We start from the raw sequence: 23,762 nt of genomic DNA, 5'->3' as shown, positions 1-23,762 counted from the left end.
CTGACACCCCGGCTCGTATTCTTTTGAAAGCCGGGGTTACTGGGGTGGGGGAACAGATGCCGCACAGACAAACACACAGTCCCGGTCCACAAATTTTGCAGAAAAAACCAACAATACCAACGGCGCGCTTTGTCGCCGCCCAGACACTTTGCCGGCTCTACGTCGACCGCTCTCCGGTCAAGCCTTTGCTGCAACAGGGAATTCGCAAATACACTCTGCCCGGCATCGAACGCAATCTGGCGATGCAGCTAGTCTACGGGGTACTGCGCAACCGCCAGTACCTCGACCGCATCATTGAGCTGCTGTCAACGACACCCCTGGCAAAGATCGACCCCTTCATCCACCAGGTCCTGGCAGTCGGCCTGTATCAGCTGTTCTTTCTCGAACGCATCCCCCAGTCGGCGGCGGTCGATGAAATGGTCGAATGCTGTAAGGTACAGAAGATCCCGAAAAGACTTTGGGGCTTTGTCAACGGCATCCTCCGTCAGTCGATCCGGCAAAAGGAGGCGCTGACCGTCCGGGCCCGATTCATGAAGGACGGCGGGCCTGTCGTCAATCACCCGGAATGGCTGTTTACCCGGTGGCAGGACCATTTCGGCCGGGAGGAAGCCCTGCGGATCTGCGCTGCCAACAACCGCGAACCGGTCCTGGTGTTGCGTACCAATGGCGAAAAAATCGGCCGGGACGACTTCTGCCTGCTGCTCACAGAGGCCGGGATCACCGCCCAGCCCGGCAGCTATGCCCCAGAGGCAGTGGTCCTCCCAGAATACCAGGGCGGCATCCCCGCCATCCCCGGCTTTGCCGAAGGGCTCTTCCAGGTGCAGGACGAGGCGGCGCAACTGGCCACCGCTCTCCTCGGCCCCTTTCGCCGCGGCGGCCGATATCTCGACGGCTGCGCCGGACTTGGCGGCAAGACCACCCACCTCCTCCAGTTTGCCGCGGACCACGCCCTGGATGTCCACGCCGTCGAGCCGGAGATCTATCGCCTGGAAAAGCTCAGGGAAAACCTCATCCGGCTCGGCAAGGCCCCGGCAGTACACATCCATGCCAAGAACCTGCAGCAGTTTGCCGCGGAAGACGGGCAATTTTTCGACGGCATCCTTATCGATGCCCCCTGTTCCGGTACCGGAGTAACCGGCAGGCATCCCGACATCCGCTGGAACCGCAGGCCGGAGGACCTCTGCCGCTACCAGGAGGAACAGCTTGACATCCTCCACCACGCCGCTGCCCTCCTCGCCCCCGGAGGGGTTCTGGTCTACGCCACCTGTTCGCTCGAGCCTGAAGAAAACCACCAGTTGATCACCGCCTTTCTTGCCGGTCATCGGTCCCTGCACCTCACCGACTGCAGCGAACACCTGCCGGAGGCGGCCCGCCGCTTTATCGTCGACCGGTGTTTCGCCCCCCGCCCGGACGCCACCATCGACGGCTTCTTCGCCGCGCGGATGCAGCGCCGCTAGCCGCAGGCCGCAGATGCCCAGGTTTTTCTTTGCCAAGGACCCGGGTCTGTTGTACATTCTCCAGACCCTCAGAAAACAGCCCAAGCCCCCGTCAGCACAAGGGGGTTTTCACCTGTGCCCGCACAGGTCCTTTCAACCAAGGAATATGACAATGGCAGAAATAAAAAGCACAATGGACATGGTAATGGAACGTGCCGCCCGGATGGCCGCCTCGGCCGCTCCGGTTATCGACAATGAAGCCCTGGTAAAAAAAGGCATGCGTCTGGCCGCCGATTATATGAATGGCAAGGACATCGACCTCAGCCGGGAACTCACTTCCCAGCCGGCCGCTGAACAGGGAGAGGTCGGCAAGGGCATGGCCCAGACCCTGCTCCGCAACGTCGTCCTGCCCCGCACCAAGGAACTGCAGACCTCGGGTGAACGGGCCCTGCAGGCAATCCTCGCCCTGGGTGCCACAAAGAATGAGGTCATCACCATCTGCCGGGAGCTCGATCAGATCCTCAAACAGTACGAGCAGCACAAGGAGCAGATGACCCAGCAGCTGGAGCAGGCAATCAGGGCACAGCTGGAGCAGCAGGCCGCCGCCAGGGGAGGACAGCCCGGCAAAGCCAACATCAACCCGGCGATGCACCCGCAGTACCGGGAAGAGCTGGCACGGATGCTGACCGGGCTGAACGGCCAATACAACGATGCCATGGATCAGCGCAAGGGGATGATTCTCCAGCTGCTTTCCCCCGCCAAAGGCTGATAGCCGACAATCCACGGTCAAGTCGACATGAACTACTTAAAACGGATAGCCGCAGTCCAGGCCCGGTTGCGACGCAAGAAACTCGACTGCTTGCTGGTCAGCTGCCCGGAAAACCGCCGCTATCTCTGCGGCTACCGGGGCGGCGACCACGGCATCGCCGAGACCGCCGGCCTCCTCCTGGTTCCGGCCAGGGGCGAGATCCGGCTGCTCACCGATTTCCGCTATAAGATCCAGGCGGAGCGGGATGTCCCCTGGGCCGAGGTCATCCTCTACCCCAAGGGAGTGATGCACCTGCTTGAGGAACTGCTGCCGAAGATGGGGGTGAGCTCCCTTGCCTTTGAGGGCAACTACACCCTCTTCGCCACCGCTGAGAAGATGACCACGGCCCTCGACAAACGCGGCATCCGCACCGTTTCCCTGGTGGGGTTAATTGAGGACCTGCGCACCATCAAGGACGATGAGGAGATCGAACAGATTCGCCAGGCGGTGCGCCTCAACGAAGGGGTCTTTGCTGAGATTTACGAATCGCTTTATAACTATGCCACGGAGATCGAGATCGCCCTGGCCATCGAGGCAACAATGCGCCGCCGCGGCGCCGAGGGCCCGAGCTTTGCCTCCATCGTCGCCAGCGGCGCAAACGGCGCCCTGCCCCATGCCGTCCCAAGCCCCTCCTACCTGCAGCCCGACGCCTCGCTGACCATCGACATGGGCCTGGTGCTCGGCGGCTACTGCTCGGACATGACCAGGAACTTCGTACCGAGGACCGCCGACGACCGCTACCGCGAACTGCACCGCCTGGTGCGCAAGGCCCAGCTGGCCGGCATGGCGGCGGTACGGGACGGGGCCAGGGCCTGCGATGTCGACCAGGCCGCCCGCAGAATCATCAGCGATGCCGGCTACGGCGAATATTTCGGCCACTCCCTCGGCCATGGCGTGGGCCTTGCAGTCCATGAAGAACCCAGGGTTTCCACAAATAACACCAAGAAACTGCGCGCAGGGATGGTGGTCACCATCGAGCCGGGCATCTATATCCCCGGCTGGGGCGGCATACGCCTTGAAAACATGGTCGTCGTTCGCGAGGGCGGCTGCGAAAACCTCAACTCCGACACCACCTGGCTCGATATATGAAACCACCGAAATATTTCGTCCTCGACACCAACGTTCTGCTGCATAATCCCGAAGCGATCAATTCCTTCGGCGACAACTGCGTCGTGCTGCCGATGACGGTTATCGAGGAACTCGACAACTTTAAACGGGCCAACGACGAGCTCGGCCGCAACACCCGCCATGTCATCCGCCATCTCGACCAGCTCCGTTCCCAGGGAAACCTGCGCGACGGCGTCGCCCTCGACAACGGCGGCATGCTGCGGATATCGATGGACGAACGGAGCATCTCCGGCACCTTTCTCGACATGTCGGTACCGGACCACCGGATCCTCGCCGTCGCCACCCATCTGGCGGCGGAAGGCCACAAGGTCATCTTCGTCTCCAAGGACATCAACGCCCGCCTGAAGGCCGATGCCCTGGGCATTGAGGTCATGGACTTCCTCCATGAGCACTATGACTCCGACATCCCCTACAATGGCTGGCGGGAGATGGCGGTGACAGGGCAAGTCATCGATGCCTTTTACAAGGATAAGGGTACGACCATCGCCGATGGCGATTTTTACGTCAATGAATTCGTTCTCCTGAAAGACCGGGACAACCCGAAGCACAGCGCTCTTGCCAGGGCCCTCGGCACGGACAATCTCGTCCACCTGGAACCGGCCTTTGACAGTGCCTGGGACCTCCACGCCCGCTCCAAGGAACAGCGGATGGCCCTGGAATTGCTCCTTGATCCGCAGATCAAGATGATTACCCTGATGGGCCGTGCTGGTACCGGCAAGACCCTCATGGCCCTTGCCGCCGGGCTGCACTCCGTGCTGCGTACGGAGACCTTCGACCGGCTGCTGGTGTCGCGGCCCATCATTCCGATGGGCAAGGACCTCGGTTATCTTCCCGGCACCAAAGACGAAAAACTGAGCATCTGGATGCAGCCGATCTTTGACAATCTCAGCTACCTGATGCGCCTCGGCCACACAATCGAAGACGGCACAGTGCAGACCAAGATCGACAAACTGCTCAAATCCCAGCAGCTCGAACTGGAGGCCCTGACCTATATCCGCGGCAGATCGATTCCCGACCAGTTCGTCATCGTCGACGAGGCCCAAAACCTCACGCCGCACGAGGTGAAAACCATTGTCTCAAGGGCCGGCGAAAACACCAAGATGGTGCTGACCGGCGATCCCAACCAGATCGACAACCCCTACCTCGACGCCTCGTCCAATGGTCTTGCCTATGCGGTTGAAAAATTGAAGGGTCAGCCCCTTTACGGACACGTCACCCTCAGTAAGAGCGAACGGAGCCCGCTATCGGCCATCGCCGCCGATTTCCTGTAGATCCTGGAATAAATCGAAAAACCCATGAAAAATAATACGAAGGAACTGCCATGCGCCAATTTGTCATAGACGAACTCAGTCCGATGGAGCGCGACAATATTGACTCTTATCTGAAAAGAACCCTTAAACAGGGGCCGATGATCGGCCTGTACTGGCTGGAACTGCCGCCCGATCTGCATTCCGCCGCCCAGCAGGGCCATGAGGAACACGGCCCTTTTTATCTGGCAGTCGAACTAACCGGCAGCGCGGTCAAATTTGAATTGCTGGTGCGCAGCAAGAGCAACCTGCACTGCACCTGCATCGCCCACGCCACCACTGCCCAGCGCACCTTTGCCCTCGATTTCATTGACCGGATGCTGGCGGAAGAGATGATCAGATCCTGATTGCCTCCTTTTCTGCCTGTACCGATATCAGGCGGGAGTGGCAAGCTGCATGGCCATGGTAGTACAAGCGGTTGTTTTTTCGGCCTCATCCTCCTGGAAAATGACATGACCACCGGCCTTTCCAAAACCTTTACCAACTTTTTTAACGCAGAAAAATGGAGCGGCATACTCTTAATCCTTTGCACCGTCATCGCGCTTTTGCTCAGCAATTCCTCTGTCGGTCCGGCCTACCTTGATTTTTGGCGCCACGAGTTTGCCGGCCTGACCCTCGAACATTGGGTGAATGATGGACTGATGGCGGTGTTTTTCCTGTTTGTCGGCTTAGAACTGGAACGGGAGATGTACAACGGTGAGCTTGCCAACTTCAACAGCGCCCTTTTGCCGATTATTGCCGCGGTCGGCGGCATTTGTGTGCCGGCGCTTATCCATTACTCCCTGAACGCCGGGACAGCGGCCCAACCTGGAGCGGGCATTCCCATGGCAACCGATATTGCCTTTGCCCTGGGGGTCTTGGCACTCTTGGGTGACCGCATTCCCGCGTCGTTAAAGATTTTTTTGACCGCACTCGCGGTAATCGATGATCTGGGGGCGATTATTGTCATCGCCGTGTTGTATACGGCGAAGGTCTCCCTGCCGTATCTCTTCGCCGCCCTTGGCATTTTTATCCTCTTGCTGACATGCAACACCATCTTTCGTATCACAAGGCTTGCTCCCTACCTGCTGGGTGGCGCGCTGCTGTGGTTCTGCATGCTCAAATCCGGCGTTCATGCCACCATTGCCGGGGTACTGCTGGCCTTTGCCATCCCCTTTTCGGCGAAAACTGATGATGCGGCGTCTCCCTCGCACCGTCTGGAGCATTTCCTGCAGAAACCGGTTGCCTTCGCGATACTGCCGATTTTTGCCTTGGCCAATACGGGAATTATCATTGACGCCGGTGGCTGGCAGAAGGAGCTGTTCAGCAGCAACGGCCTGGGTATTATTGGGGGCCTGGTTATGGGGAAACCGCTCGGTATAAGTCTCTTTTGCCTGATTGGTATAGCTTGCGGGATCTGTCGCCTTCCCGGTGACTTGAGGTGGCAGCATATCCTCGGCGCCGGCTTTTTGGGCGGGATTGGTTTTACCATGTCGATCTTTATCACCAACCTCGCCTTTGCCGGCAATGCGGAAATAATCAATAGCTCGAAGATGGCAATTTTATTGGCGTCCTTCGTGGCCGGCCTTTTGGGTGCCTTGTGGCTCGCCTTTTTCAGCAGGAAATAACTTGCCCTCTAAGACTCCGGGTCATAATGGTGATTGCCCCCAGCGAGATCAGCAGGGGATGTCATGAAGGAATAGCAGGTTACCTTCCAGCCATGCTGCTCCTCAAATTTGCAGCCAGGTAATGCTCTGCACCTTTGAGGAGCTGGAACTCATTCACTTTCTTGATTAAGAGTGAATGAAAACGCCAAAATTGCTTTCTCCGGTGCTAATGGCGCTAATATTTGGCCTTAATTGATTCCAATTGTTCTTTGGTTATTCCCGGAACGTCACCGCGAGCCTTCCACCGATTCTGGTTCCAGGCACCTTCACCAAGCCACTCTTTGATAATAGTGAGGTTTGCGGCTCGTGCCGCCTCATTTTCGCCTAGATACTCATACATATTGCCGGGTTTAACATTGTCGAGCCGACGCATAACAGCCCCAGTTGCTGGCCACAGCACAAAACTCATGAAGTGCGGGTAGGTATCCATCCTTGGGGCAACGGTTTTTTGCTTTTCTTCACTGAGAAGGCGCCACTCATTGTATTCCGGCTGGCCGGGACCGTGACAAGAAACACACTTGGCATTAATGATCGGTTGCACATCATTCAGCCATGTCCTCTCTGCTGCCAGCGCCGGAGAGGCTATGAAAGTCAATAACGCCAATCCAATAACCATTTTTTTCATTTGCGATGCCTCCAGTATTTGTTTTGTTGCCGTACGACGCGATTACAGGGGAAATGACAATCTTCCTTACTCTTGATTAAACAAGCACATTGTTGGAGTGTCAAGGACCGCCTGGTCAAGCATAGAGAAAGACATGCCGGCCACCTCCTGTCCTGCCCTTCCCCCAAGCAAAACGAGGGTGATGGTGCGCATTCTCGCGGTTGCCCGAGGCCTCCCCTGTAAATCTTCGTCGAAGAGGTAAGGTATCGGATTGGTCTGCTCGATGACTTCAGGAATGTGAATGCTGCCGAAGTTCTTCTATCGCCGATAAGCCTCTGGCATTCGCATGAGCTCAGGCTGTGCGGCGCGGCCACTTCCTCAAAACCGTATACAGGAAAACCCGTCTCTTTAGTAAGTATAGTAAGCCCTCTGGAGGAGGACAAAAACAGAAAACGGCACAGGGAAGACTCTGTGGATCATCCTGCCATCAAGATGTCTGCCCACTTTTTGGGGAGTGCATCATTCGAAACGGAAATCGTCGGCGTTAATATGCCCCCAGCCTTCGCTTGACCGGTCAACCAGCTGGATACGGGCCTCGTGGCCCTGCAGATTGGCGACGTTCCAGTACATCCGCTGCATCGTCTCGTGGCACCAGCCGGTGGCCTTCATCTGGGTGCGGCCGTTTATCAGGAGCTGCACATACTCGCGCTCCAGGTCGCAGCCGCCGCCGATAAGAAAGCTGATGGTCGACGAGGAGATAGTGAACGGCTGCGAGGTCAGGGTGCCCTGCGGCCCGTCACCCTGCACACCACCGGCCGGGAAGGACGGATTGGGACGCAGCTCGAAGCCGCCAATCCAGTAATTTCCCTGATGCGCCGAGGCCTGGCCGCGATTGCGGGCGGTCGGGTTGTCGCCGTAGGTCGGTTGGTGGGAAAAGGCCTCGCCGGCGCTGGTCCAGCCGCGCTGATCGCCGGTCTCGAAGTCCCAGGTGATCGCCGGACCCGCTGCTGCAACCGCGATTCTCCCAGCTTTCTCCTCTCTCGCGACGGCGGCAATCTTCTCGGCCGCTGGTGCTGCCGGTGCCGGCTGCCTGGCCGCCGAAGGATCTGCCGCCCCGCCCTTTTTCTCGGTCCCGAAGAGTCCGGAGATCAGGTCGCGGCTGAGGCTGGTCAAAAGGTTCAGGTCGTCGCCGGTGACGTTGCGGCCGAGCCTGGCCTCGCCGGTCTTGACATCAATCATCCGTGAGTTGATGGTATAGGCGCTGCCGATCTTCACCACCGAACCGACGATGATCTGGTCGGCGCCAAGCAGTTTGCCGAGCTGGACAACGCTCGCCGTGTCGATGGTGCCGCTCAGCTGCAGGGTCTGTTCGGTCAGCGCCTGTTTGATCTGGGCCCGCTCAACGACCCGGAAACGGTCGGTACCGACCAGCTCGGTGCGCATAATCTCGGCCACCGCCTTGCCGAGATAGTCCTCCGAGCCAATACTCTCAAAATCGAGGACCGCAACCGTTGGCTTGGCAGCCGCTTGCACCGTTGCCATACCCGCCACAACGAGGAAGACGCAGCACAACAGGCGCGCCCAGCTGCCGGAGAATTGTTTTTCCATGTTCAGGCCCCAAAGTGGAAGATCATGCTTGTGCATGAAAAGACCTCCTGGATCCAACCATGACATGGCCGGCCGGAACCAGGCGGATTATCGTCTTCTGCTCATTATAATAGCCGGTGTTCGCCGATGACAAAGGAAAAAGGCTTTCCAGGGAAGTGCAGGGAGAAATATTCCTTATGCCCAAAAAAGGGCTAAGAATTGCTCCGGCTGGACCTACTCAGCAGGCTGGCCGCCGGCCCTCTGGGCCTTTTTCATCCGCGGGTTGAATCTTGAGGTCTTGGCCATCTGCAGGAAAAGCTTCTCCTCTTCCTCGGTTATCTGGTCGGGCAATCGGACCTCCAGTTCGACAAGGATATCCCCGGCTCCACCACTGCGCTTTGGCAGGCCCTTGCCGCGTAGCCGCAATTTGCGACCATTCTGGGACCCCCTCGGTACCGACAGATTCACCGTCCCGTCCATGGTCTCAACCGGGATACCGGCGCCGAGCATCGCCTCCCAGGGCGATACGGCAACAACCGTGTACAGATCGTGACCTTCGGTCTTAAACCGCGGATCAGGGGCGATATGGATACGCAGCAGGAGATCGCCATCGCCGCCGCGGCCACTGCCCTTTCCGCCCTGTCCGGCCAGTCTGATAACCGCTCCGTCGGTGATGCCTTTGGGGATTTTTACCTGGAGGGTCCGGGAAACCGGCTGCATCCTACCATCTGGCCCAAGTTCATAGGACTGCAAGGTCAGGGTTTTGCTGGCGCCGTTGAACACATCATGCAGCGATATGGTAATCTCCGCCTCCGTCGACTGACCGGGAAAATCGTCGCTGTAACCCTGCCGCCGGCCTGCACCTGCCCCACCTTGCTGGAAGAGGTTTTCGAAGATGTCTTCAAAACCCGCACCACCGCCAAATCCACCACCATCAAAGTGGAAAGACCGGGAGAAGCCCTCGGGACCAGGGCCAGCCCCGCCGCTGTACCTTGAGTATGGCGGCGGCCGGTCTTTCTCGCGCTGCCAGTCGCTGCCGTAGGTATCGTAGAGTTTTCTCTTTTCCGGATCCTTTAAGACCTCCCGGGCCTCGTTCAACTCTTTGAACTTCTTGTCGGCATCCTTGTCCTTGCTGACGTCGGGATGGTATTTGCGGGCAAGTTTTCGATAGGCGCGCTGAATCTCCTCGTCCGTCGCAGTCTTGGTAACTCCGAGAATATCGTAATAGTTTTTCGCTTTCATAGCCATTTTTCGCTCACCACGCCTCCCACAGACGTCCTCAGCCGGCAGCCACCCCCAAAGGGTGAAAGATCGACAACGGACCTGGCGGGCCAAACCTCTTGAACAAGACCCACCATCCTTGTCTCTGAGGAAAAAGTAGGTATTTAATATTACTTTGTCAATTTATCGATCTATAGTAATTTTAGCCATATTTTCATAAATAGTAATTTTTCTATATTGACTGCCGTTCTTTAATAACTATTTTACTTGTACCATAAAACGGGGGGATTTAACAGGCATCCCCAAATCGACAATAGCCAATCAAGGAGGGAGGATATGTGGACAAGAGTGAGGGATTTTGATCGGATGTTTCAGGCAATGGACCTGCTGCAGTCAAGGCTGAATGGCGTGTTCCAGGGATATGACCGGCCCCGGTTGCCCGCCGACGCGTGGGGCATCAGCGACTCCGGACCTCGAACCAACATGTACGACACCGGCGATGCCCTGGAGGTCAGAATGGAGGTTCCTGGGGTGCAGAAAGACAATCTGAGCATCAAACTCCAGGGAAACTACCTTGAGATCAAGGGGGAAAGAAAGGCGGATTATCCGGAAGGATACACGACTCATCGGGTTGAACGGGGGGCTTCAAGCTTTACCAGGAGTTTCACCCTGCCTTCCGAGGTTGACCCCGCCAAGGTCGAGGCAACCCTCAAGGATGGTGTACTGACCCTCGTTCTTGGCAAGTCGGAACCTGCCAAACCAAAACAGATTGTTATCAGCTAACCAGTGTAAACCTAGATGGGGAGGTAAAAGATATGAGCGAGAACAAAGATCTTAGTGTCCGGGAAGAGGAATTGAACGAGCGGAACCGTCAGCTTCCAACGGTGGCGCCCCTCGTTGATATCCTCGAAAACGAGGATGAAATTCTGCTGTATGCCGATATGCCGGGGGTCACTAAGGAGAACATTTCCATCAATATCGACAACGGCCGGCTGGCATTGTCGGGGATCAGAGAGGTAAAATCGGTTGGGGCGGTCGCCTGGGAGGAGTTTGCCGATGTGGAATACCGGAGAACCTTCTCGGTACCGCAAAGCATCGATATCGCCAGGGTCAACGCCGAACTGAAGGAGGGGGTCCTCCTGCTGCACCTGCCGAAATCGGAGGCGGCGAAACCGCGGCAGATCGAGATCAAGGTTGGTTGAGAGAAAAGAAAGAGCGCGTAACCACGGCAGCGGGCGCCTTCCTCCGGGGAAAGGCCGCCCGCTGCGGCATTTTGTATCCCTTCCCCGGAATTGATCCGGTTCAGCAGGTGGCGTGGAACAGGCCGCCGACGGCGACCCCCTGCCCTGCATAATTATTATAGATATCTATCCCTTTGCCGGTGCGGGCGACGATGACCTGCACCCCTTTTGCCTCCAGGATCTCGATGGTGGCCGGGGCGACCTTCAGCCTACCGAGACGCCCGGTGGTCAGGATCACCACCTGGCATCCCCGGTCAAGGAGTTCCTCAAGGTCACCGGGTTGAATGCCCTGGAAATGGCCGGTGCCGTGTTCCGACCAGTCCCAGCTGCAGCCGCCGCCCGGCCACAGCTTCCAATCCTTGCCCGGACCAAGCCCCGCGACCTCGGTCCTGCCCCAGGCGGCAGAGACAATGGCTGGTGCGGGCACCGTGTCTGCCCGTTTATTTTCCATTATCCCCTCCATCCCGGCAACTGCCCCGGCTGGTTTCTTCTTTCTAATATACAGGGTCTTTTTCACGGTTGCGACTTTTTCACCTTGGCCATCGACGACATCGACCAGAAAAATTTCGATCACCTTCTCGCCTGATTCGGCCTTACGGCGGATATCTTCAAGGCGGTCGTCGCCGAGGGTGAAAAAGGCCGTCACCGTACCGCGACCGGGCTTGAGATAGTGAATTCGCGCCGCCATGTCCCAGACCACATAGCCCGGCCCGAGATTGCGGATCAGCATCAGCATGTAAAACGGGTCAGTCATGGAAAACAGGCTACCACCGAAGTGGCTTTTGACATAATTGCAGTTATACCAGCGCAATCGCAGCGCCACCCGGATGGTTCGCCAGTCCCTGGCGATCTCTTCGACGGAGATGGCCGCCCCGAGATAGGGCGGCCAGATATTGACAATCAGCTGAAAGAGCCGCGGATGATCTATGGGATTGAATCTTGGCCGCGGTAGAAATGATCTTTCCATGATGCGAACCCCCTTTTGTACCGGCTATTCCAGCAGACCGCCGAAGACCGGCGCTTGCCCGGTGACCCCTTGATGCAGGTCCAGCTGCCTGCCCGCCTCCATCCCCGCGTCATAGGTGGTGCCGTAGACCTTGGCGCTCCGCGATGGCGCCCTTCTCAGGCGGGGGAAATACATGCCGATGAAGCCTGCCAGCCTCTGTTCCTCGGCAAGAACCAGGGCCCCGGCTTCCTGCCGGTGGTTTTGCATTTCCCGGCCCCGTTTTTGCTCTGCCAGTTTCTGATGGAAGCCACGGAGCAGGCCGAGATAGTAGCTGGTTTTCTCCGTCTGGGCCGCCCCCCGGAACCTGCCGCGGTTGGCCGACCAAAGAAGGGCCAGGCGGTTTTCCAGAAAGTGATAACAATACTCGGCTATGGCGGCGTTCTCGCGAGTCCCGAACAACTCGATGACCCGGAACGATTCGCCGCTGCTCGGTTCGTAGAGCTGCGCCAGCACCACCCGAACATGGAAAAATTCCTGGAGGATGGCGCAGATATGCCGCTGAAAACCGGCAATCTTCTTCTTTTTCCGGTTTATCACCAGCCGCGCGTAGCGGTGGTTGAGATGATCACCAGTCCCTTGCAGATGGTATCTTTGCAGCAGTTCATTGGCCTTTGCCATGGCGGCAGCCGCCTCATGCTCATTTGCCGACCGCCCCAGAGCAAGGAGCTTGGCGATCTTTGCCAGGCAGCGCCGGCCTTCCTCGGAAAGCTCGGATGGGGCCGCCGCTGCCCGCACCGTCTCCGGGATGACCACCCCGGGATGCCGGAACTCCGGCAGGACCCCGAGCCGCTCGCAGGCCTCCTGAAACGCCGCACCATGCACCGGTCCCCCGCCGTTTACCAGTGTGCTGCACAGCTGGTGGGCCATTTCATGCCTTAAAACCTGCAGGGTGACATGCCAGGGGTGTTGGAGGATGAGGTGGCGGCTGATGCCGAGAATGCCGGTTGGCGCCTGCCAGCGGCCATAGATCTTTTCCGAATCGGTGATCTCGAAGATCGGCGTCGGCAGGGGCACCCCGTACTCCCAGCAGATATCCCTGTGCTCACGGTACAACTGTTCCAGCCACAGCCCCTGCAGCCGGTCTATCCTGAAGTGCACGGCCATACCCTCCCTCTTTACTCCAAGGCCCTGAAAACCACATCGCCGTCCCTAGTGTTGCCAGCGCAAGGCCATAAAAATCAGCAAACATAGCGCTTCTTGTCCGGGTCGGCAAGAACCTCTCTTCACACCGGTGATATTGCCTTGATATTCCCCCGGTCTCCGGTATAGTAACAGACGAAGGTCGATCCCGGAACAGCGCCGGCTCCGGCCAAAGTGACGGCCGGGCGTGACCAAGCAATTCCAGCAGTGCCATTTACCCACGAGCCCGGCCAGTTATAATCGTAACCCCGGACCCGTACCATACCCCCATGTTTATCGCAACAACCCACAAGAACACCGATTTTGACGGGCTGGCCTCGGTCATCGCCGCCACCATTCTCTACCCCAGATGCACCGGGGTGGTTCCCAAGATGACCAACAAAAATGTCGAACGGTTTCTCTCCACCCATAAAACCGCTTTCAAACTTGTTCTCCCCAATGAGGTCCGTCCCGACGATGTAAAAAAGCTCATCGTCGTCGATACCGATCAATGGCAGCGCCTTGACCGCATGGACAAACTCGCCAAAAAGGAAGGCCTGGAAATCGATCTGTGGGACCATCACATGACCGGTGACGGCGATATTAAAGCCAGCTGGTCGTGCAAAGAACGGGTCGGCTCGACGGTGACCCTTCTCGTCCGGGAGATGCGCCAACGCGGAATTCAGCTGTCCCCCCTCGATTCGACGGTCATGCTCATCGGCCTCTACGAAGACACCGGCCATCTTTCCTTTCCTTCAACCACCGCCGAGGATGCCCGGGCCGCCGCCTACCTCCTGGAAAACAAGGCCGACCTCAATGTCGCCGGTTTCTTTCTCAACCCGCCCTATGAGGAGAATCAGAAGGAGATCCTCTTCAAGATGATGAAGAAGACTGAGAAACGGCTGATCTGCGGCCATACCATCGGTTTCAATCATGTCATCCTCGACGAAAAAGTTCCAAACCTCGCCGCCGTCGTCAACATCTACCGGAAGATCGTCAACGTTGATGCCCTCTTCGTCATCTTTTCAAGCGACGGCCGCCACGCCATAATCGGTCGCAGCGGCGTGGAAAATGTCGATATCGGCCAGATCCTCGGCGCCTTTGGCGGCGGCGGCCATCGCGGCGCTGGTTCGGCAACGGTGAAGGATGCCGAAATGTCGGCGAAAGACGTCGTTGATAAAATCACCGCCCTCCTCGCCGCCAAGGGCTCGGAGAGCATCCGCATTGCCGATATCATGTCTTTCCCGGTCATCTCGGTGACCCCGGAGACACCGATGAGCGAGGTGCAGACCCTCATGACCACCCACAAAATCAGAGGAGTGATGGTGACCGAAGGGGAAGAAATTGCCGGAATCATCGTCCTCTGGGACCTGAAGAAGATCAAGAAAGACAGCCAGTGGGAGAGCCCGGTCAAGGCGTACATGGCCCGCAAGATCCTCACCATAGGGCCGGGCGATGCACCATCGGTCGCGGCCCGCCTGATGATCGAAAACGATGTCGGCCACCTGCCCGTCGTCCAGGACAACAAGATGATCGGCATCGTTACCCGCACCGATATCCTCACCTATTTATACGATTTGCTGCCGGAATAGCTCCCCCGGCAGCCCCCCCGCCCGGTAAAAATGTCGATCATTACCGGCCGCTTCGGCGCTTTGCCAAGGCTGAAAAAGATGTTGACTTCAGCCATTCCTTCTGCTAAAAACCACACCGCGCTGCCAAGCTCCATGAGCGGGAATAACTCAGTGGTAGAGTGCAACCTTGCCAAGGTTGAAGTCGCGAGTTCGAATCTCGTTTCCCGCTCCATCTCCTCGTCCGGTCCCCTGCCGCTTCCGTCCAATTACCGTTCCCTGCGGATTTGCCTTGCGCCTTCTTCAAGGTTTGCTATTCTTCCTGGAAATCAATATCATTAAACACCGTTGAAGTTTCATAAAGCCATATACGAAGGTCTGCCAACTATATCGGAGAGTTGACTATGAGCGACAAAGCCACGCTGATCATTGACGGAAAAAACTACGAACTGCAGGTAACCACCGGCTCAGAAAATGAGAAATGCATCGATATCCAGCAGCTTCGCGACGCCACCGGCTATATCACCATGGACCCCGGTTTTGCCAACACCGGCTCATGTTACTCCTCCATCACCTATGTCGACGGCGACAAAGGCATCCTCCGCTACCGCGGCTACCCCATTGAAGAAATCGCCGCCAAGGCAACCTTCGTCGAGACCGCCTATCTCATCCTCTACGGCGAGCTGCCCAAGGCCCAGCAGCTCAAGGCCTTTTCGGCGCGCCTGAAGGAACACGCGCCGATCCATACCAACCTTGAGCACCATTTCTCCGGTTTCCCGACCTCGGCGCCGCCCATGGCCATCCTTTCGGCGATGCTCAACCTGGTGTCGTGTTTTCATCCGGAGGTCCTCGACGTCCCAACCACCGGCGACGAATTTGACCGGACCGCCTCCCTGCTGCTGTCGAAAGTCAGGACCATTGCCGCCTTCGCCTACCGCATGGCCTCCGGCAAACCAATTAACCATCCCAACCCGAACCTGACCTACTGCGGCAATTTCCTGCATATGATGTTTTCCGACCCCTATCAGGAATACGAGGTCTCGCCGGTCATCGACAAGGCCCTCAACCTCTTCCTGGTCCTCCACGCCGACCACGAACAGAACTGCTCGACCTCGACGGTGCGGGTGGTGGGCAGCTCACGGGCCAACCTGTTCAGCTCGGTGGCCGCCGGGGTCTGCGCCCTGTGGGGACCGCTGCACGGCGGCGCCAACGCGGCGGTGATCAACATGCTGCTCGATATCAAGAACTCCGGCCGGCCGCCGGCCTATTACATCGACAAGGCCAAGGACAAAAACGACCCCTTCAAACTCATGGGTTTCGGCCACCGGGTCTACAAAAACTTCGATCCGCGCTCACTGATCCTGAAAAAGCAGGTGCACGATGTCCTTGAGGCCCTGCACCTCGACGACGATCTCCTCGATATCGCCCTGCAACTGGAGCAGGCCACCCTACAGGACGACTACTTCATCAGCCGCAATCTCTACCCGAATGTCGATTTCTACAGCGGCATCCTCCTCCGGGCCATCGGCATCCCGTTGAACATGTACACGGTCATGTTCGCCATCGGCAGGATGCCCGGCTGGATCGCCAACTGGAAGGAGCTGCACGACCATAAGCTGCGCATCTCCAGGCCGCGGCAGATCTATACCGGCCATACCACGCGCAGCTTCATCCCCATGGCCGAGCGCTGAGGGGGCGGCACGCCACTTTCGTCGTGGCCCAATCGGTCCGCAACAGTTGCCGGGAAAAACGGATCTCCAGCCCTGCCAAATGGCGCCGAAACACCCTGCCGGCAGCCGGAACAGCAAGATGCGCTTGCATGATCTCCTATTCTATGGTAGGGCTGGAGGGCCTTCTTGACACGGATATTTTAGCCTCTTATACCGCAAGGGCATAGGTTTCCTGTGAGCAGACGAGCTGCTCAACTCAGCTTTATCTCCCCATTTCCTGCAGCGTATTCTATGGTTTTCAGCTCAACTATCTTTCTCTTTTTGTTCCTGCCCTTTGTCCTTTTGTCCTACCTTCTGGTCGGCCAGAGGTTCAGGAACATGCTGCTCCTTGCCGCAAGCCTCCTGTTTTATGCCTGGGGCGAGGGCCTGTATGTCCTCCTCATGCTTTTCTCGATTACCTTCAACCACATCTTCGGTCTTCTCATCGACCGCGCACAGCAAGGTGGCGGTACGGGAAAAACGGCCCTGGTGCTGGCGGTGATCACCAACCTCGGTCTTCTCGGCTTCTTCAAGTACGCCAATTTTATTGTCGACAATTGCAATACCGTTCTTCTCAAGTTGCAGATGCCGGTTATCGCCCTCGAACAGGTCCATCTGCCGATCGGCATCTCCTTTTTCACCTTCCAGGCACTTTCCTACGTTATTGACCTGTATCGCCGCGAGACCCCGGTACAAAAAAGCCTGGTCAACAACGCCCTGTATATTGCCCTCTTCCCGCAACTGATCGCCGGGCCGATTGTCCGCTTCCACGACGTCGCCAGCCAGATTGTCAAGCGCCAGACCAGGATGGGCGATTTCATCTACGGCATTGAGCGCTTTATCATCGGCCTCGGTAAAAAGGTGCTCCTCGCCAATGTCCTGGGAAGGACCGCCGACTATATCTTTTCCCTGCCGCCGGACCGGATTCCCATGAGCCTTGCCTGGATCGGCGCCATTTCCTACACCCTGCAGATCTACTTTGATTTCTCGGGGTATTCCGATATGGCCATCGGGCTCGGCAAGATGTTTGGCTTCACCTTTCTTGAGAACTTCAAGCATCCTTACAGTTCACGATCGATCCGCGAATTCTGGCAGCGCTGGCATATCTCCCTGTCTTCCTGGTTCAGGGACTATCTCTACATCCCCCTCGGCGGCAACCGCTGCGGCGGTGTCAGGACCTACCTCAATCTGCTCATCGTCTTCTTCCTCTGCGGATTGTGGCATGGCGCCAGCTGGACCTTTGTCATCTGGGGCCTCTTTCACGGCTTCTTTCTGGTTTTTGAACGACTCCCCCTTGGCAAGCACCTGATAAACATACTGCCCTCGCCGCTCCGCCACCTGTATGTACTGCTGGTGGTGATCGTTGGCTGGGTGTTTTTCCGGGCCGAGACTTTTGCCAATGCCTTGGGCTACCTGAAGGCGATGGTCACCTTTTCCACGCCTTCCTTCTACAACTCCCAGCTTTTTCTCAACATCAACAACGAATTCTACCTTGTCTTCGTTCTGGCAATCCTCTGTTCCACCCCGATGTTTGCTACCATCGGCAAATGGCTGGAGGCCTTGGAATTTCGCAAAACGGCAGGAGGTCTTTTGGCAAGCCTTACCATCGCCATCGGCACCGTTGGCTTTTTCAGCTTTATTTTTCTGTATTCCATAGCCAACCTCATGGGCAGCACCTACAATCCTTTTCTGTATTTTCGATTTTAGGACACATGATAGACAAGACAACAATCAATTGGAGAAATGCGGCGATTGTCCTCCTGGCCACCGCCCTGGTATCGGCCTTTCTCCTCCTATGCATCCAGGACAAAATGCTCGCCGACATCTCCGCCGGCAACTGGCGGAAGATTGCCAGCCGAACCGGCCTGATTGTCCTCGCCGGTTTTCTTGTCGCCCTGCGTTTTGAGGCGCCGATCCACATCAACCGGAGCACCCCCCTGCGCACCCTGCGCAATCTCTTTCTGGCACTGATCTTTCTGTCGGTCCTTTTTTACCCGATCGCCAGCCAACTGCCCTTTCTTACGAAAAGTATCAGGGAAGTCAAGCACACCGTCTTGAAAAATCAAACAACACTGACCGAAAAGATTGTTGCGCTTGCGAAAAATTTCCCCAAGGAATTTGAAAAATATGCCGGCAGCAATCTCTACCTGCCGAAATCATTCATCCACCTCCAGGCCCTGATCAAGGTCTATTGCCTTGGCATTTCGCCAAACCCCAATACCGCCCTCGGCAAGAACGGTTTTTATTATGAAGGGTGGGGGGCGAGCCGGGTTGAAAAAAGCATCGTCGAGAAATTTGATAATATTGCCGACTACATGGGGCAGGCCCCTTTCTCCAAGGCCGACCTGAGGCAGTGGAAGAGAGCCCTTGAGCAACGCAGGTACTGGCTGAAGGAGCAGGGGATTGAGTTCGTCTTTGTCCTGGTGCCGACCAAGGCCCTGGTCTATCCGGAGTATCTGCCAACCAATCTGCAGAACATCCGCAAGGGGTCGACCCGCTACGACCAGCTGACGGAATTTCTTCGTGCCTCAAGCGATATCCATTTTATCGACATGCTGCCCCATCTCCTTCGGGCAAAAGAGGCCCAGCCCTACCCCTTACTGTTCTATAAAACCGACGTCCACTGGAACTTTTTCGGCGCCTTCATTGCCTACCAGGCGATCATCGATGAGCTCCGGGAAATGTTCCCGCATTACAATCTCCGCCACCCGGAACTGTCGGAATTTGATCTGTCCATCAATAAGCATTGGGCCCATTACCGCTTCGTCGATATGGTCGGCCTGCCGGTGTCCCTGCACAAGAATGAGCACTATATTACCCTGGTTCCAAAGCCGGGTGGGCGCTATGATTCCGCCCTCGATCTGCCGCCGAAAGGCATTTCCGATGTCTTCCCGCCGGAAAAACCGGTCAAGGCGGCAGATGGAACCTCGATGAACCTGCGGCTTATCGAAAATCCCAAGGCACCCCTCTCCTCCATGCTGCTGCTCGGCGATTCCTTCCTGGAGAAATGCGTGTATTTCTTCAGCGCCGATGCCAAGCGGGTTCTGAACCATCGGACGGTAGTCAACTTCCCCGACTATATTTTACGCTACGAGAAACCGGATATTGTCATCCAGGAAATACTCAATATGTTCATCCTCCGCGAGCCGCCAAACAACCCGCGCGAGCTTGGCCCCGCCTATCTGCGCGGCAAGTTTGCCGATACTGCCGGGAACGTGGTGGTTACAAAAACCAGGGGCGATTTCGTTGCACGGGAGAGTGGTGACAAGAAGGTCGTCGAGGTTGTTCTTCCGAACGACCCCAACCATACAGAAGAGGAGATGCGGATTGCCAGGTTTACCCTTTCCTGTCAGAAAGCGGGGAGAATCGATATCCGCCTCTATGACGCCGCTGACAAGGAAGTCTCCCTGTCAGCGCATGCTGTCACTGAGGGCACAAACACCCTGATGTTTGAAATGCCTTCGCAAAAGATCGCCCGCATGACCTTCACCGGCCAGGGAGGCACAAACCTGCCCTTTACCCCGGAGTCCCTGCAGATCAACTCCGACGCCGCATTCAAACCAGCCAGGTAAATGGCCGCAGGTTATTTGCGCTGCAGCAGGTTGCGTACCGTGCTGATCTCGACGTAGGATGCGCCGAAGGCGGCGCCGAAGTTGCCGGCGAGCACGGTGAGCAGGCTGTCCTCGTTGACCAGTTTGTCGGCCAACAGCCGGGTAAGGGCGGTATGCAGAAACTCATGGGAGGTGACTTCTGCCGGCATGAACGACGCATACACCCCATAGGACAGCGCCAGTTCCCGCATCACCCGCTTGCTGTAACACTGGGCAAAGATGGGATTCTCGCCCCGGTAGGCGACGAGATTGAGGATGGTCTTGCCGCTGATTGAATCGGCGACCAGGCCGCTGGTTGAAAGACGCAGGGAGGCCTTCACCGCCGCCTTGGCCAGATAGCTGGTGACATTGTTTTCCGTTTCGTAGGGTGAGTCAGTGAAGGTACTGAGGCTCGACTCGACCTCTATGGCAATCCGCGTCATCATCTGCACCGACTCCAGCGGATACTTGCCGAAAGCGGTTTCCCCGGAGAGCATGATGGCGTCGGTACGGTCAAGGCAGGCGTTGGCAACATCGGAGACCTCGGCCCGGGTCGGCCGGGGCGACTTGATCATCGACTGGAGCATCTGGGTGGCGATGATCACCGGTTTTCGCCGCTCGATGCATTTTTGCACGAGCCGTTTCTGAATAATGGGAATCTTCTCTGCGGGAATCTCAATGGCCAGATCGCCGCGGGCAACCATCACCCCGTAGACGTGGTCAAGGATCTCGTCGATATTATCGACGCCTTCCTGGTTTTCGATCTTGGCGATGATCTTGATGGCGCTGCCCTTGGCGTCGAGGATTTCCTGGATGGCCAGGACATCCTCCTTGTTGCGGACAAAGGAATGGGCAATGAAATCGACGTCCTGGTCGGCGGCAAAGGCAACAAAGGTGCGGTCTTTTTCGGTGAGGGACGGCAAGTTTTTGATCTTCACCGAGGGCAGATTGATGCTCTTGCGCCCCTTGATCAGTCCATCATTTTTTACCTCGCAGATCAGCCGTGAGGCCTCTTTTTCCCGCACCACCAGCTCAATATCCCCGTCATCGATAAGAATCTTGTCGCCAACCGACAGTTCGTCGACAAAATGATCGTAACTGAGGCAGATGCTGCCCGGCCGGCATTCGCCGTTTTTATCGCCGATGACGCACACCGTGTCGCCGGTAACCACCGGAATATCCGCCTTGGCGACGGTCGTCCTGATCTCCGGCCCTTTGGTATCGACCATAATGGCCAGCCGGTCGGAGACCTTGCGGACATTGTCGATGACCGCCTGAGCGTCCTCAACCGCCTGATGGGCGGTATTCAGCCTTACTACATCCATCCCCGCCTGGTGCATCCGGGTGAGAAAGGGCACGTCGGCCATGTGGTTGGAGATTGTCGCGATGATTTTGGTCTTTTTCATTTTGAGGTATTCCGGCACCGGTGAGGATCAAACCAACGACCAACGGCTACAGTATCGACTTATCGCCCTTGGTCTCCAGGAGGATAATATCGACCCGGCGGTTTCTCTTGCGGCCTGCGTCGGTTTCGTTGCTGACAATCGGCCGGTATTGACCGTATCCGGCAATGGCGATATTTACCGGCGAAAAGTCATAATTATTGAGGAAAATCTTCATGATGGTGGAGGCCCGGTCAAGGGACAGCTCCCAGTTGGACTTATAAAGACCGATGGTCGAAGGCGAATTGTCGGTATGCCCTTCAATGCGTATCTGATGGGTGCCGACTGCCGACACCGCTCCGGCGATTTTTCCCACCAGGGAAAGGGCTTCCGGCTTCACCTTGGCGGTTCCCGGCTCAAAATAGATCTCCTCTTCCAAACGAATCACCAAGCCGCGCGCAGACTCCTCGACAATGACGTCACCTACCAGCTGCATGGGTTTCAGGGCGACCTTGATCGATTTTTTAATATCAAGCATCTCGCCGGAATTGTTCTGGGCCTTCTTCGCCGAATCGGTGGAATTCTTCTTTTCCTCGGCATCTTCCGGTTTGCGCTTCTTTGAGGGCGGCGTCGGCACGATCTCGATGGAGGGCAGAGGCATGATCTCACTGCTGTTCATGATATTGGTGCTGCTCGCCCCTGTTCCGGCGGAGATGCCGAAGGCGTTGCGATATGAAGCGGCGACCTGCTCGACCTTCTGCTTGTCGGTTTGCGACATCGCATACAGGGTGACAAACACCGCAAACAACAGGGTGATGAAATCACCGTAGGAAACCAGCCATCGTTCATGGTTCGGCGGTTTTTCAGGGGCTTTTTTTCTGGCCATAGGTTTTCTCCCTGTTATTGCGACGAGTCGGAGCCGGCGTGTTCGCCACCCCCGGCCAGGAAGGATTTAAGGCGCTCTTCTATAAATCGCGGATTGCTTCCCTGCTGTATCCCGAGAATTCCGGCGGTCAGCATTTCCCGGCGCTGCAGTTCAACCTTGATGCGCATCTTGATTTTGGTGGCAAAAGGCAGACACATGATGTTGGCGACGACCAGACCGTAGATGGTGGCAACGAAGGCAACGGCGATGCCCGCGCCGAGCTTTGAGGTGTCGGAGAGATTACTCATTACGTGAATGAGACCGAGAACGGCTCCAATAATACCGATTGTCGGGGCATAACCGCCCGCCGCCTCAAAAAATTCGGCGCTTAATTTGGCATGTTCTTCGTAAGTCGCCAGATCGATCTCGAGGATTTCCTGGATATCCTTCGGCTCAACGCCATCAACGCAGAGGGTCAGGGCCTTGCGCAAAAAAGGTTCCTTGGAGTTCTTCGAGTCCTCTTCGAGGGAGAGGATGCCGTTTTTGCGGGCCCTGGTCGCCAGTTCAATGACCGTGGCGATAATCTCGTCGGGCTTGGGAGGCGAGGCAAAGAGCATTTTCAGGTCCTTCATTGCCTGAATAACCACTTCCAGCGGGAAACTGATGAATGCCGCGCCAAAGGTGCCGCCGAGAACGATGAGTGCCGCCGTCGGCTGAACAAGCGAGCCAAAATGAAGCCCTTCCAGCAATGCTCCACCAAGAATTGCCCCAAGGCCGAGAGCCAGCCCAACTATTGTTGCGATATCCATAGAGAAAAAACCATATTAGCAGACTATCGAAATCTTCACTCCAGGGTGGGAAACGCTTGCCCGGAAGGTATCTTGACAACCTATCTTGACTACTGTCTCGGAATTGTAGCAAAACCGAGAATGAAAAGACATGAACTATTTTAAAATCTCTGTCCTTGTCGTGAAAAATTCGATCCTTACCGCACCGCCCATGGCGAAAGACCTTGGCCATATCGCCGGAGACTGAAAAAGGATCCAGGCACCACTGCTGAAAAGCTAGGCACCTTCCACCGGCGGCGCAACCTTCACCAGGGAGCCAGGATTATCGGCACGACGCACCACGGCAACCCGGAAATCTATTATTTTTTCTATTATTTCAGGTGGTTTTTCAAGCACAAGATACTGGTCTCCATTGGCCATGCCGATAATCGTGTCAGGGGTTTCCTCGATACTCTTCATCAAATCGGGATTAATGAAGATCTTCTTGTGATTAAGGCGGGTAAGTTCGATCATGGTGGGTTGTGGTGGCCAATTTTAGTAGTTCTATTCCCCGGGAAAAGTATTTACAAGTTTTTGCTGACAATTCTCAAGAAAGGCTATCACAAAAAATCCCACTTGCCCAGATGAGCCCGAAAGAATTTCGCGCAGCTGATTATCCCCTTTGCGGTGGTTGGAGCAGTATCCCAATCGGCACAGGTCACGGCCAATGCCTGGAAAAGAAGTTGCGCTGGCAAGGGTAATACTCTAGGATTGATAT

Annotated in this window: 23 protein-coding genes and 1 tRNA gene; 14 read left to right on the top strand and 10 right to left on the bottom strand. The window is 56.7% G+C overall.

The features are described 5' to 3' along the window. Positions 1 to 56: 56 nt before the first annotated feature. From rsmB to nhaA, 6 genes are all read left to right on the top strand, one after another. Positions 57 to 1,457, top strand: a complete 1,401-nt coding sequence (rsmB, locus tag OEL83_14685; protein ID MDK9708287.1) for a 16S rRNA (cytosine(967)-C(5))-methyltransferase RsmB — start codon at positions 57 to 59, stop codon at positions 1,455 to 1,457. Between the two features lie 151 nt (positions 1,458 to 1,608). After that, complete coding sequence (locus tag OEL83_14680) at positions 1,609 to 2,205, top strand: hypothetical protein (protein ID MDK9708286.1); 597 nt, start codon at positions 1,609 to 1,611, stop codon at positions 2,203 to 2,205. Positions 2,206 to 2,232: 27 nt separating this feature from the next. After that, the gene (locus OEL83_14675) at positions 2,233 to 3,333 is read left to right on the top strand and encodes a Xaa-Pro peptidase family protein (GenBank protein ID MDK9708285.1); all 1,101 of its coding nucleotides are present in this window, start codon (positions 2,233 to 2,235) and stop codon (positions 3,331 to 3,333) included. Then, on the top strand, positions 3,330 to 4,643 hold the full coding sequence (locus OEL83_14670) for a PhoH family protein (GenBank protein MDK9708284.1): 1,314 nt from the start codon (positions 3,330 to 3,332) through the stop codon (positions 4,641 to 4,643). Before OEL83_14675 ends, OEL83_14670 begins: the two co-directional genes overlap by 4 nt. A gap of 50 nt (positions 4,644 to 4,693) precedes the next feature. After that, positions 4,694 to 5,026 (top strand): hypothetical protein, encoded by a 333-nt coding sequence (locus OEL83_14665; GenBank protein ID MDK9708283.1) that lies wholly within the window; start codon positions 4,694 to 4,696, stop codon positions 5,024 to 5,026. A 105-nt stretch (positions 5,027 to 5,131) separates the two neighbouring features. Further along, complete coding sequence (gene nhaA / locus OEL83_14660; protein MDK9708282.1) at positions 5,132 to 6,286, top strand: Na+/H+ antiporter NhaA; 1,155 nt, start codon at positions 5,132 to 5,134, stop codon at positions 6,284 to 6,286. A 214-nt stretch (positions 6,287 to 6,500) separates the two neighbouring features. Here nhaA and OEL83_14655 read toward each other — a convergent pair whose 3' ends face one another. The 3 genes from OEL83_14655 to OEL83_14645 form a co-directional block, all read right to left on the bottom strand. Next, a complete protein-coding gene (locus OEL83_14655; GenBank protein ID MDK9708281.1) occupies positions 6,501 to 6,950 on the bottom strand; it encodes a hypothetical protein in 450 nt (149 codons plus the stop codon). Between the two features lie 498 nt (positions 6,951 to 7,448). Next, positions 7,449 to 8,573: a CsgG/HfaB family protein gene (locus OEL83_14650; protein ID MDK9708280.1), complete on the bottom strand. Its 1,125-nt coding sequence runs from the start codon at positions 8,571 to 8,573 to the stop codon at positions 7,449 to 7,451. Positions 8,574 to 8,750: 177 nt separating this feature from the next. After that, positions 8,751 to 9,764, bottom strand: coding sequence for a DnaJ domain-containing protein (locus OEL83_14645; protein MDK9708279.1), 1,014 nt, complete (start codon positions 9,762 to 9,764; stop codon positions 8,751 to 8,753). Positions 9,765 to 10,073: 309 nt separating this feature from the next. Between OEL83_14645 and OEL83_14640 the strand changes: the two genes are divergently transcribed. Beyond that, on the top strand, positions 10,074 to 10,520 hold the full coding sequence (locus OEL83_14640; GenBank protein MDK9708278.1) for an Hsp20/alpha crystallin family protein: 447 nt from the start codon (positions 10,074 to 10,076) through the stop codon (positions 10,518 to 10,520). A gap of 32 nt (positions 10,521 to 10,552) precedes the next feature. Further along, a complete protein-coding gene (locus tag OEL83_14635) occupies positions 10,553 to 10,939 on the top strand; it encodes an Hsp20/alpha crystallin family protein (protein MDK9708277.1) in 387 nt (128 codons plus the stop codon). 100 nt (positions 10,940 to 11,039) lie between these two features. On the opposite strand, the gene OEL83_14630 is transcribed toward OEL83_14635, so the two are convergent. Further along, positions 11,040 to 11,945 (bottom strand): MTH938/NDUFAF3 family protein, encoded by a 906-nt coding sequence (locus OEL83_14630; GenBank protein ID MDK9708276.1) that lies wholly within the window; start codon positions 11,943 to 11,945, stop codon positions 11,040 to 11,042. 24 nt (positions 11,946 to 11,969) lie between these two features. Further along, on the bottom strand, positions 11,970 to 13,088 hold the full coding sequence (locus OEL83_14625) for a DUF2786 domain-containing protein (protein MDK9708275.1): 1,119 nt from the start codon (positions 13,086 to 13,088) through the stop codon (positions 11,970 to 11,972). Positions 13,089 to 13,393: 305 nt separating this feature from the next. Here OEL83_14625 and OEL83_14620 point away from each other — a divergent pair, with 305 nt between their 5' ends. Next, complete coding sequence (locus OEL83_14620; protein MDK9708274.1) at positions 13,394 to 14,695, top strand: CBS domain-containing protein; 1,302 nt, start codon at positions 13,394 to 13,396, stop codon at positions 14,693 to 14,695. On the opposite strand, the gene OEL83_14615 is transcribed toward OEL83_14620, so the two are convergent. Further along, positions 14,668 to 14,790 carry a hypothetical protein gene (locus tag OEL83_14615; protein ID MDK9708273.1) on the bottom strand — a complete coding sequence of 41 codons (123 nt, stop codon included), beginning with the start codon at positions 14,788 to 14,790 and terminating at the stop codon, positions 14,668 to 14,670. The two genes, OEL83_14620 and OEL83_14615, sit on opposite strands and share 28 nt — an antisense overlap. Before the next feature lie 41 nt (positions 14,791 to 14,831). On the opposite strand from OEL83_14615, the gene OEL83_14610 reads away from it, so the two are divergent. The 4 genes from OEL83_14610 (at position 14,832) to OEL83_14595 (ending at position 19,952) form a co-directional block, all read left to right on the top strand. Next, positions 14,832 to 14,906, top strand: a tRNA-Gly gene (locus tag OEL83_14610). A 169-nt stretch (positions 14,907 to 15,075) separates the two neighbouring features. Beyond that, complete coding sequence (locus OEL83_14605; protein ID MDK9708272.1) at positions 15,076 to 16,362, top strand: citrate synthase; 1,287 nt, start codon at positions 15,076 to 15,078, stop codon at positions 16,360 to 16,362. Positions 16,363 to 16,632: 270 nt separating this feature from the next. Then, complete coding sequence (locus OEL83_14600) at positions 16,633 to 18,087, top strand: MBOAT family protein (GenBank protein ID MDK9708271.1); 1,455 nt, start codon at positions 16,633 to 16,635, stop codon at positions 18,085 to 18,087. Between the two features lie 5 nt (positions 18,088 to 18,092). Continuing rightward, positions 18,093 to 19,952, top strand: coding sequence for a hypothetical protein (locus OEL83_14595; protein MDK9708270.1), 1,860 nt, complete (start codon positions 18,093 to 18,095; stop codon positions 19,950 to 19,952). Between the two features lie 11 nt (positions 19,953 to 19,963). Here the strand turns inward: OEL83_14595 and pyk are convergent, their stop codons facing one another. The 4 genes from pyk to OEL83_14575 form a co-directional block, all read right to left on the bottom strand. Next, on the bottom strand, positions 19,964 to 21,376 hold the full coding sequence (pyk, locus tag OEL83_14590; protein MDK9708269.1) for a pyruvate kinase: 1,413 nt from the start codon (positions 21,374 to 21,376) through the stop codon (positions 19,964 to 19,966). Between the two features lie 46 nt (positions 21,377 to 21,422). Then, positions 21,423 to 22,238 carry a flagellar motor protein MotB gene (locus OEL83_14585; protein ID MDK9708268.1) on the bottom strand — a complete coding sequence of 272 codons (816 nt, stop codon included), beginning with the start codon at positions 22,236 to 22,238 and terminating at the stop codon, positions 21,423 to 21,425. A 14-nt stretch (positions 22,239 to 22,252) separates the two neighbouring features. Beyond that, complete coding sequence (locus OEL83_14580) at positions 22,253 to 23,026, bottom strand: flagellar motor protein (GenBank protein ID MDK9708267.1); 774 nt, start codon at positions 23,024 to 23,026, stop codon at positions 22,253 to 22,255. Between the two features lie 255 nt (positions 23,027 to 23,281). Next, entirely contained in the window at positions 23,282 to 23,518 is a 237-nt protein-coding gene (locus OEL83_14575; protein ID MDK9708266.1) for a flagellar FlbD family protein, read from the bottom strand. A gap of 11 nt (positions 23,519 to 23,529) precedes the next feature. Between OEL83_14575 and OEL83_14570 the strand changes: the two genes are divergently transcribed. Next, complete coding sequence (locus OEL83_14570; GenBank protein MDK9708265.1) at positions 23,530 to 23,745, top strand: hypothetical protein; 216 nt, start codon at positions 23,530 to 23,532, stop codon at positions 23,743 to 23,745. Positions 23,746 to 23,762: the final 17 nt, after the last annotated feature.

It is taken from the genome of Desulforhopalus sp. (genome assembly GCA_030247675.1).
GTDB lineage: Bacteria > Desulfobacterota > Desulfobulbia > Desulfobulbales > Desulfocapsaceae > Desulforhopalus_A.
Note: the sequence above shows the minus strand (reverse complement) of the source record. Positions and strands in the feature narration are given on the sequence as shown.

Bases quoted from the DNA above. Each gene is read 5' to 3' on its own strand.
- OEL83_14645 (MDK9708279.1), bottom strand. From the start codon at position 9,764: ATGGCTATGAAAGCGAAAAACTATTACGATATTCTCGGAGTTACCAAG.
- OEL83_14655 (MDK9708281.1), bottom strand. From the start codon at position 6,950: ATGAAAAAAATGGTTATTGGATTGGCGTTATTGACTTTCATAGCCTCT.
- OEL83_14620 (MDK9708274.1), top strand. From the start codon at position 13,394: ATGTTTATCGCAACAACCCACAAGAACACCGATTTTGACGGGCTGGCC.
- OEL83_14615 (MDK9708273.1), bottom strand. From the start codon at position 14,790: ATGGCTGAAGTCAACATCTTTTTCAGCCTTGGCAAAGCGCCGAAGCGG.
- OEL83_14625 (MDK9708275.1), bottom strand. From the start codon at position 13,088: ATGGCCGTGCACTTCAGGATAGACCGGCTGCAGGGGCTGTGGCTGGAA.
- OEL83_14585 (MDK9708268.1), bottom strand. From the start codon at position 22,238: ATGGCCAGAAAAAAAGCCCCTGAAAAACCGCCGAACCATGAACGATGG.
- rsmB (MDK9708287.1), top strand. From the start codon at position 57: ATGCCGCACAGACAAACACACAGTCCCGGTCCACAAATTTTGCAGAAA.
- OEL83_14640 (MDK9708278.1), top strand. From the start codon at position 10,074: ATGTGGACAAGAGTGAGGGATTTTGATCGGATGTTTCAGGCAATGGAC.
- OEL83_14595 (MDK9708270.1), top strand. From the start codon at position 18,093: ATGATAGACAAGACAACAATCAATTGGAGAAATGCGGCGATTGTCCTC.
- nhaA (MDK9708282.1), top strand. From the start codon at position 5,132: ATGACCACCGGCCTTTCCAAAACCTTTACCAACTTTTTTAACGCAGAA.
- OEL83_14605 (MDK9708272.1), top strand. From the start codon at position 15,076: ATGAGCGACAAAGCCACGCTGATCATTGACGGAAAAAACTACGAACTG.
- OEL83_14675 (MDK9708285.1), top strand. From the start codon at position 2,233: ATGAACTACTTAAAACGGATAGCCGCAGTCCAGGCCCGGTTGCGACGC.
- OEL83_14665 (MDK9708283.1), top strand. From the start codon at position 4,694: ATGCGCCAATTTGTCATAGACGAACTCAGTCCGATGGAGCGCGACAAT.
- OEL83_14670 (MDK9708284.1), top strand. From the start codon at position 3,330: ATGAAACCACCGAAATATTTCGTCCTCGACACCAACGTTCTGCTGCAT.
- OEL83_14635 (MDK9708277.1), top strand. From the start codon at position 10,553: ATGAGCGAGAACAAAGATCTTAGTGTCCGGGAAGAGGAATTGAACGAG.
- OEL83_14575 (MDK9708266.1), bottom strand. From the start codon at position 23,518: ATGATCGAACTTACCCGCCTTAATCACAAGAAGATCTTCATTAATCCC.
- OEL83_14650 (MDK9708280.1), bottom strand. From the start codon at position 8,573: ATGCACAAGCATGATCTTCCACTTTGGGGCCTGAACATGGAAAAACAA.
- OEL83_14600 (MDK9708271.1), top strand. From the start codon at position 16,633: ATGGTTTTCAGCTCAACTATCTTTCTCTTTTTGTTCCTGCCCTTTGTC.
- OEL83_14680 (MDK9708286.1), top strand. From the start codon at position 1,609: ATGGCAGAAATAAAAAGCACAATGGACATGGTAATGGAACGTGCCGCC.
- pyk (MDK9708269.1), bottom strand. From the start codon at position 21,376: ATGAAAAAGACCAAAATCATCGCGACAATCTCCAACCACATGGCCGAC.
- OEL83_14630 (MDK9708276.1), bottom strand. From the start codon at position 11,945: ATGGAAAGATCATTTCTACCGCGGCCAAGATTCAATCCCATAGATCAT.
- OEL83_14580 (MDK9708267.1), bottom strand. From the start codon at position 23,026: ATGGATATCGCAACAATAGTTGGGCTGGCTCTCGGCCTTGGGGCAATT.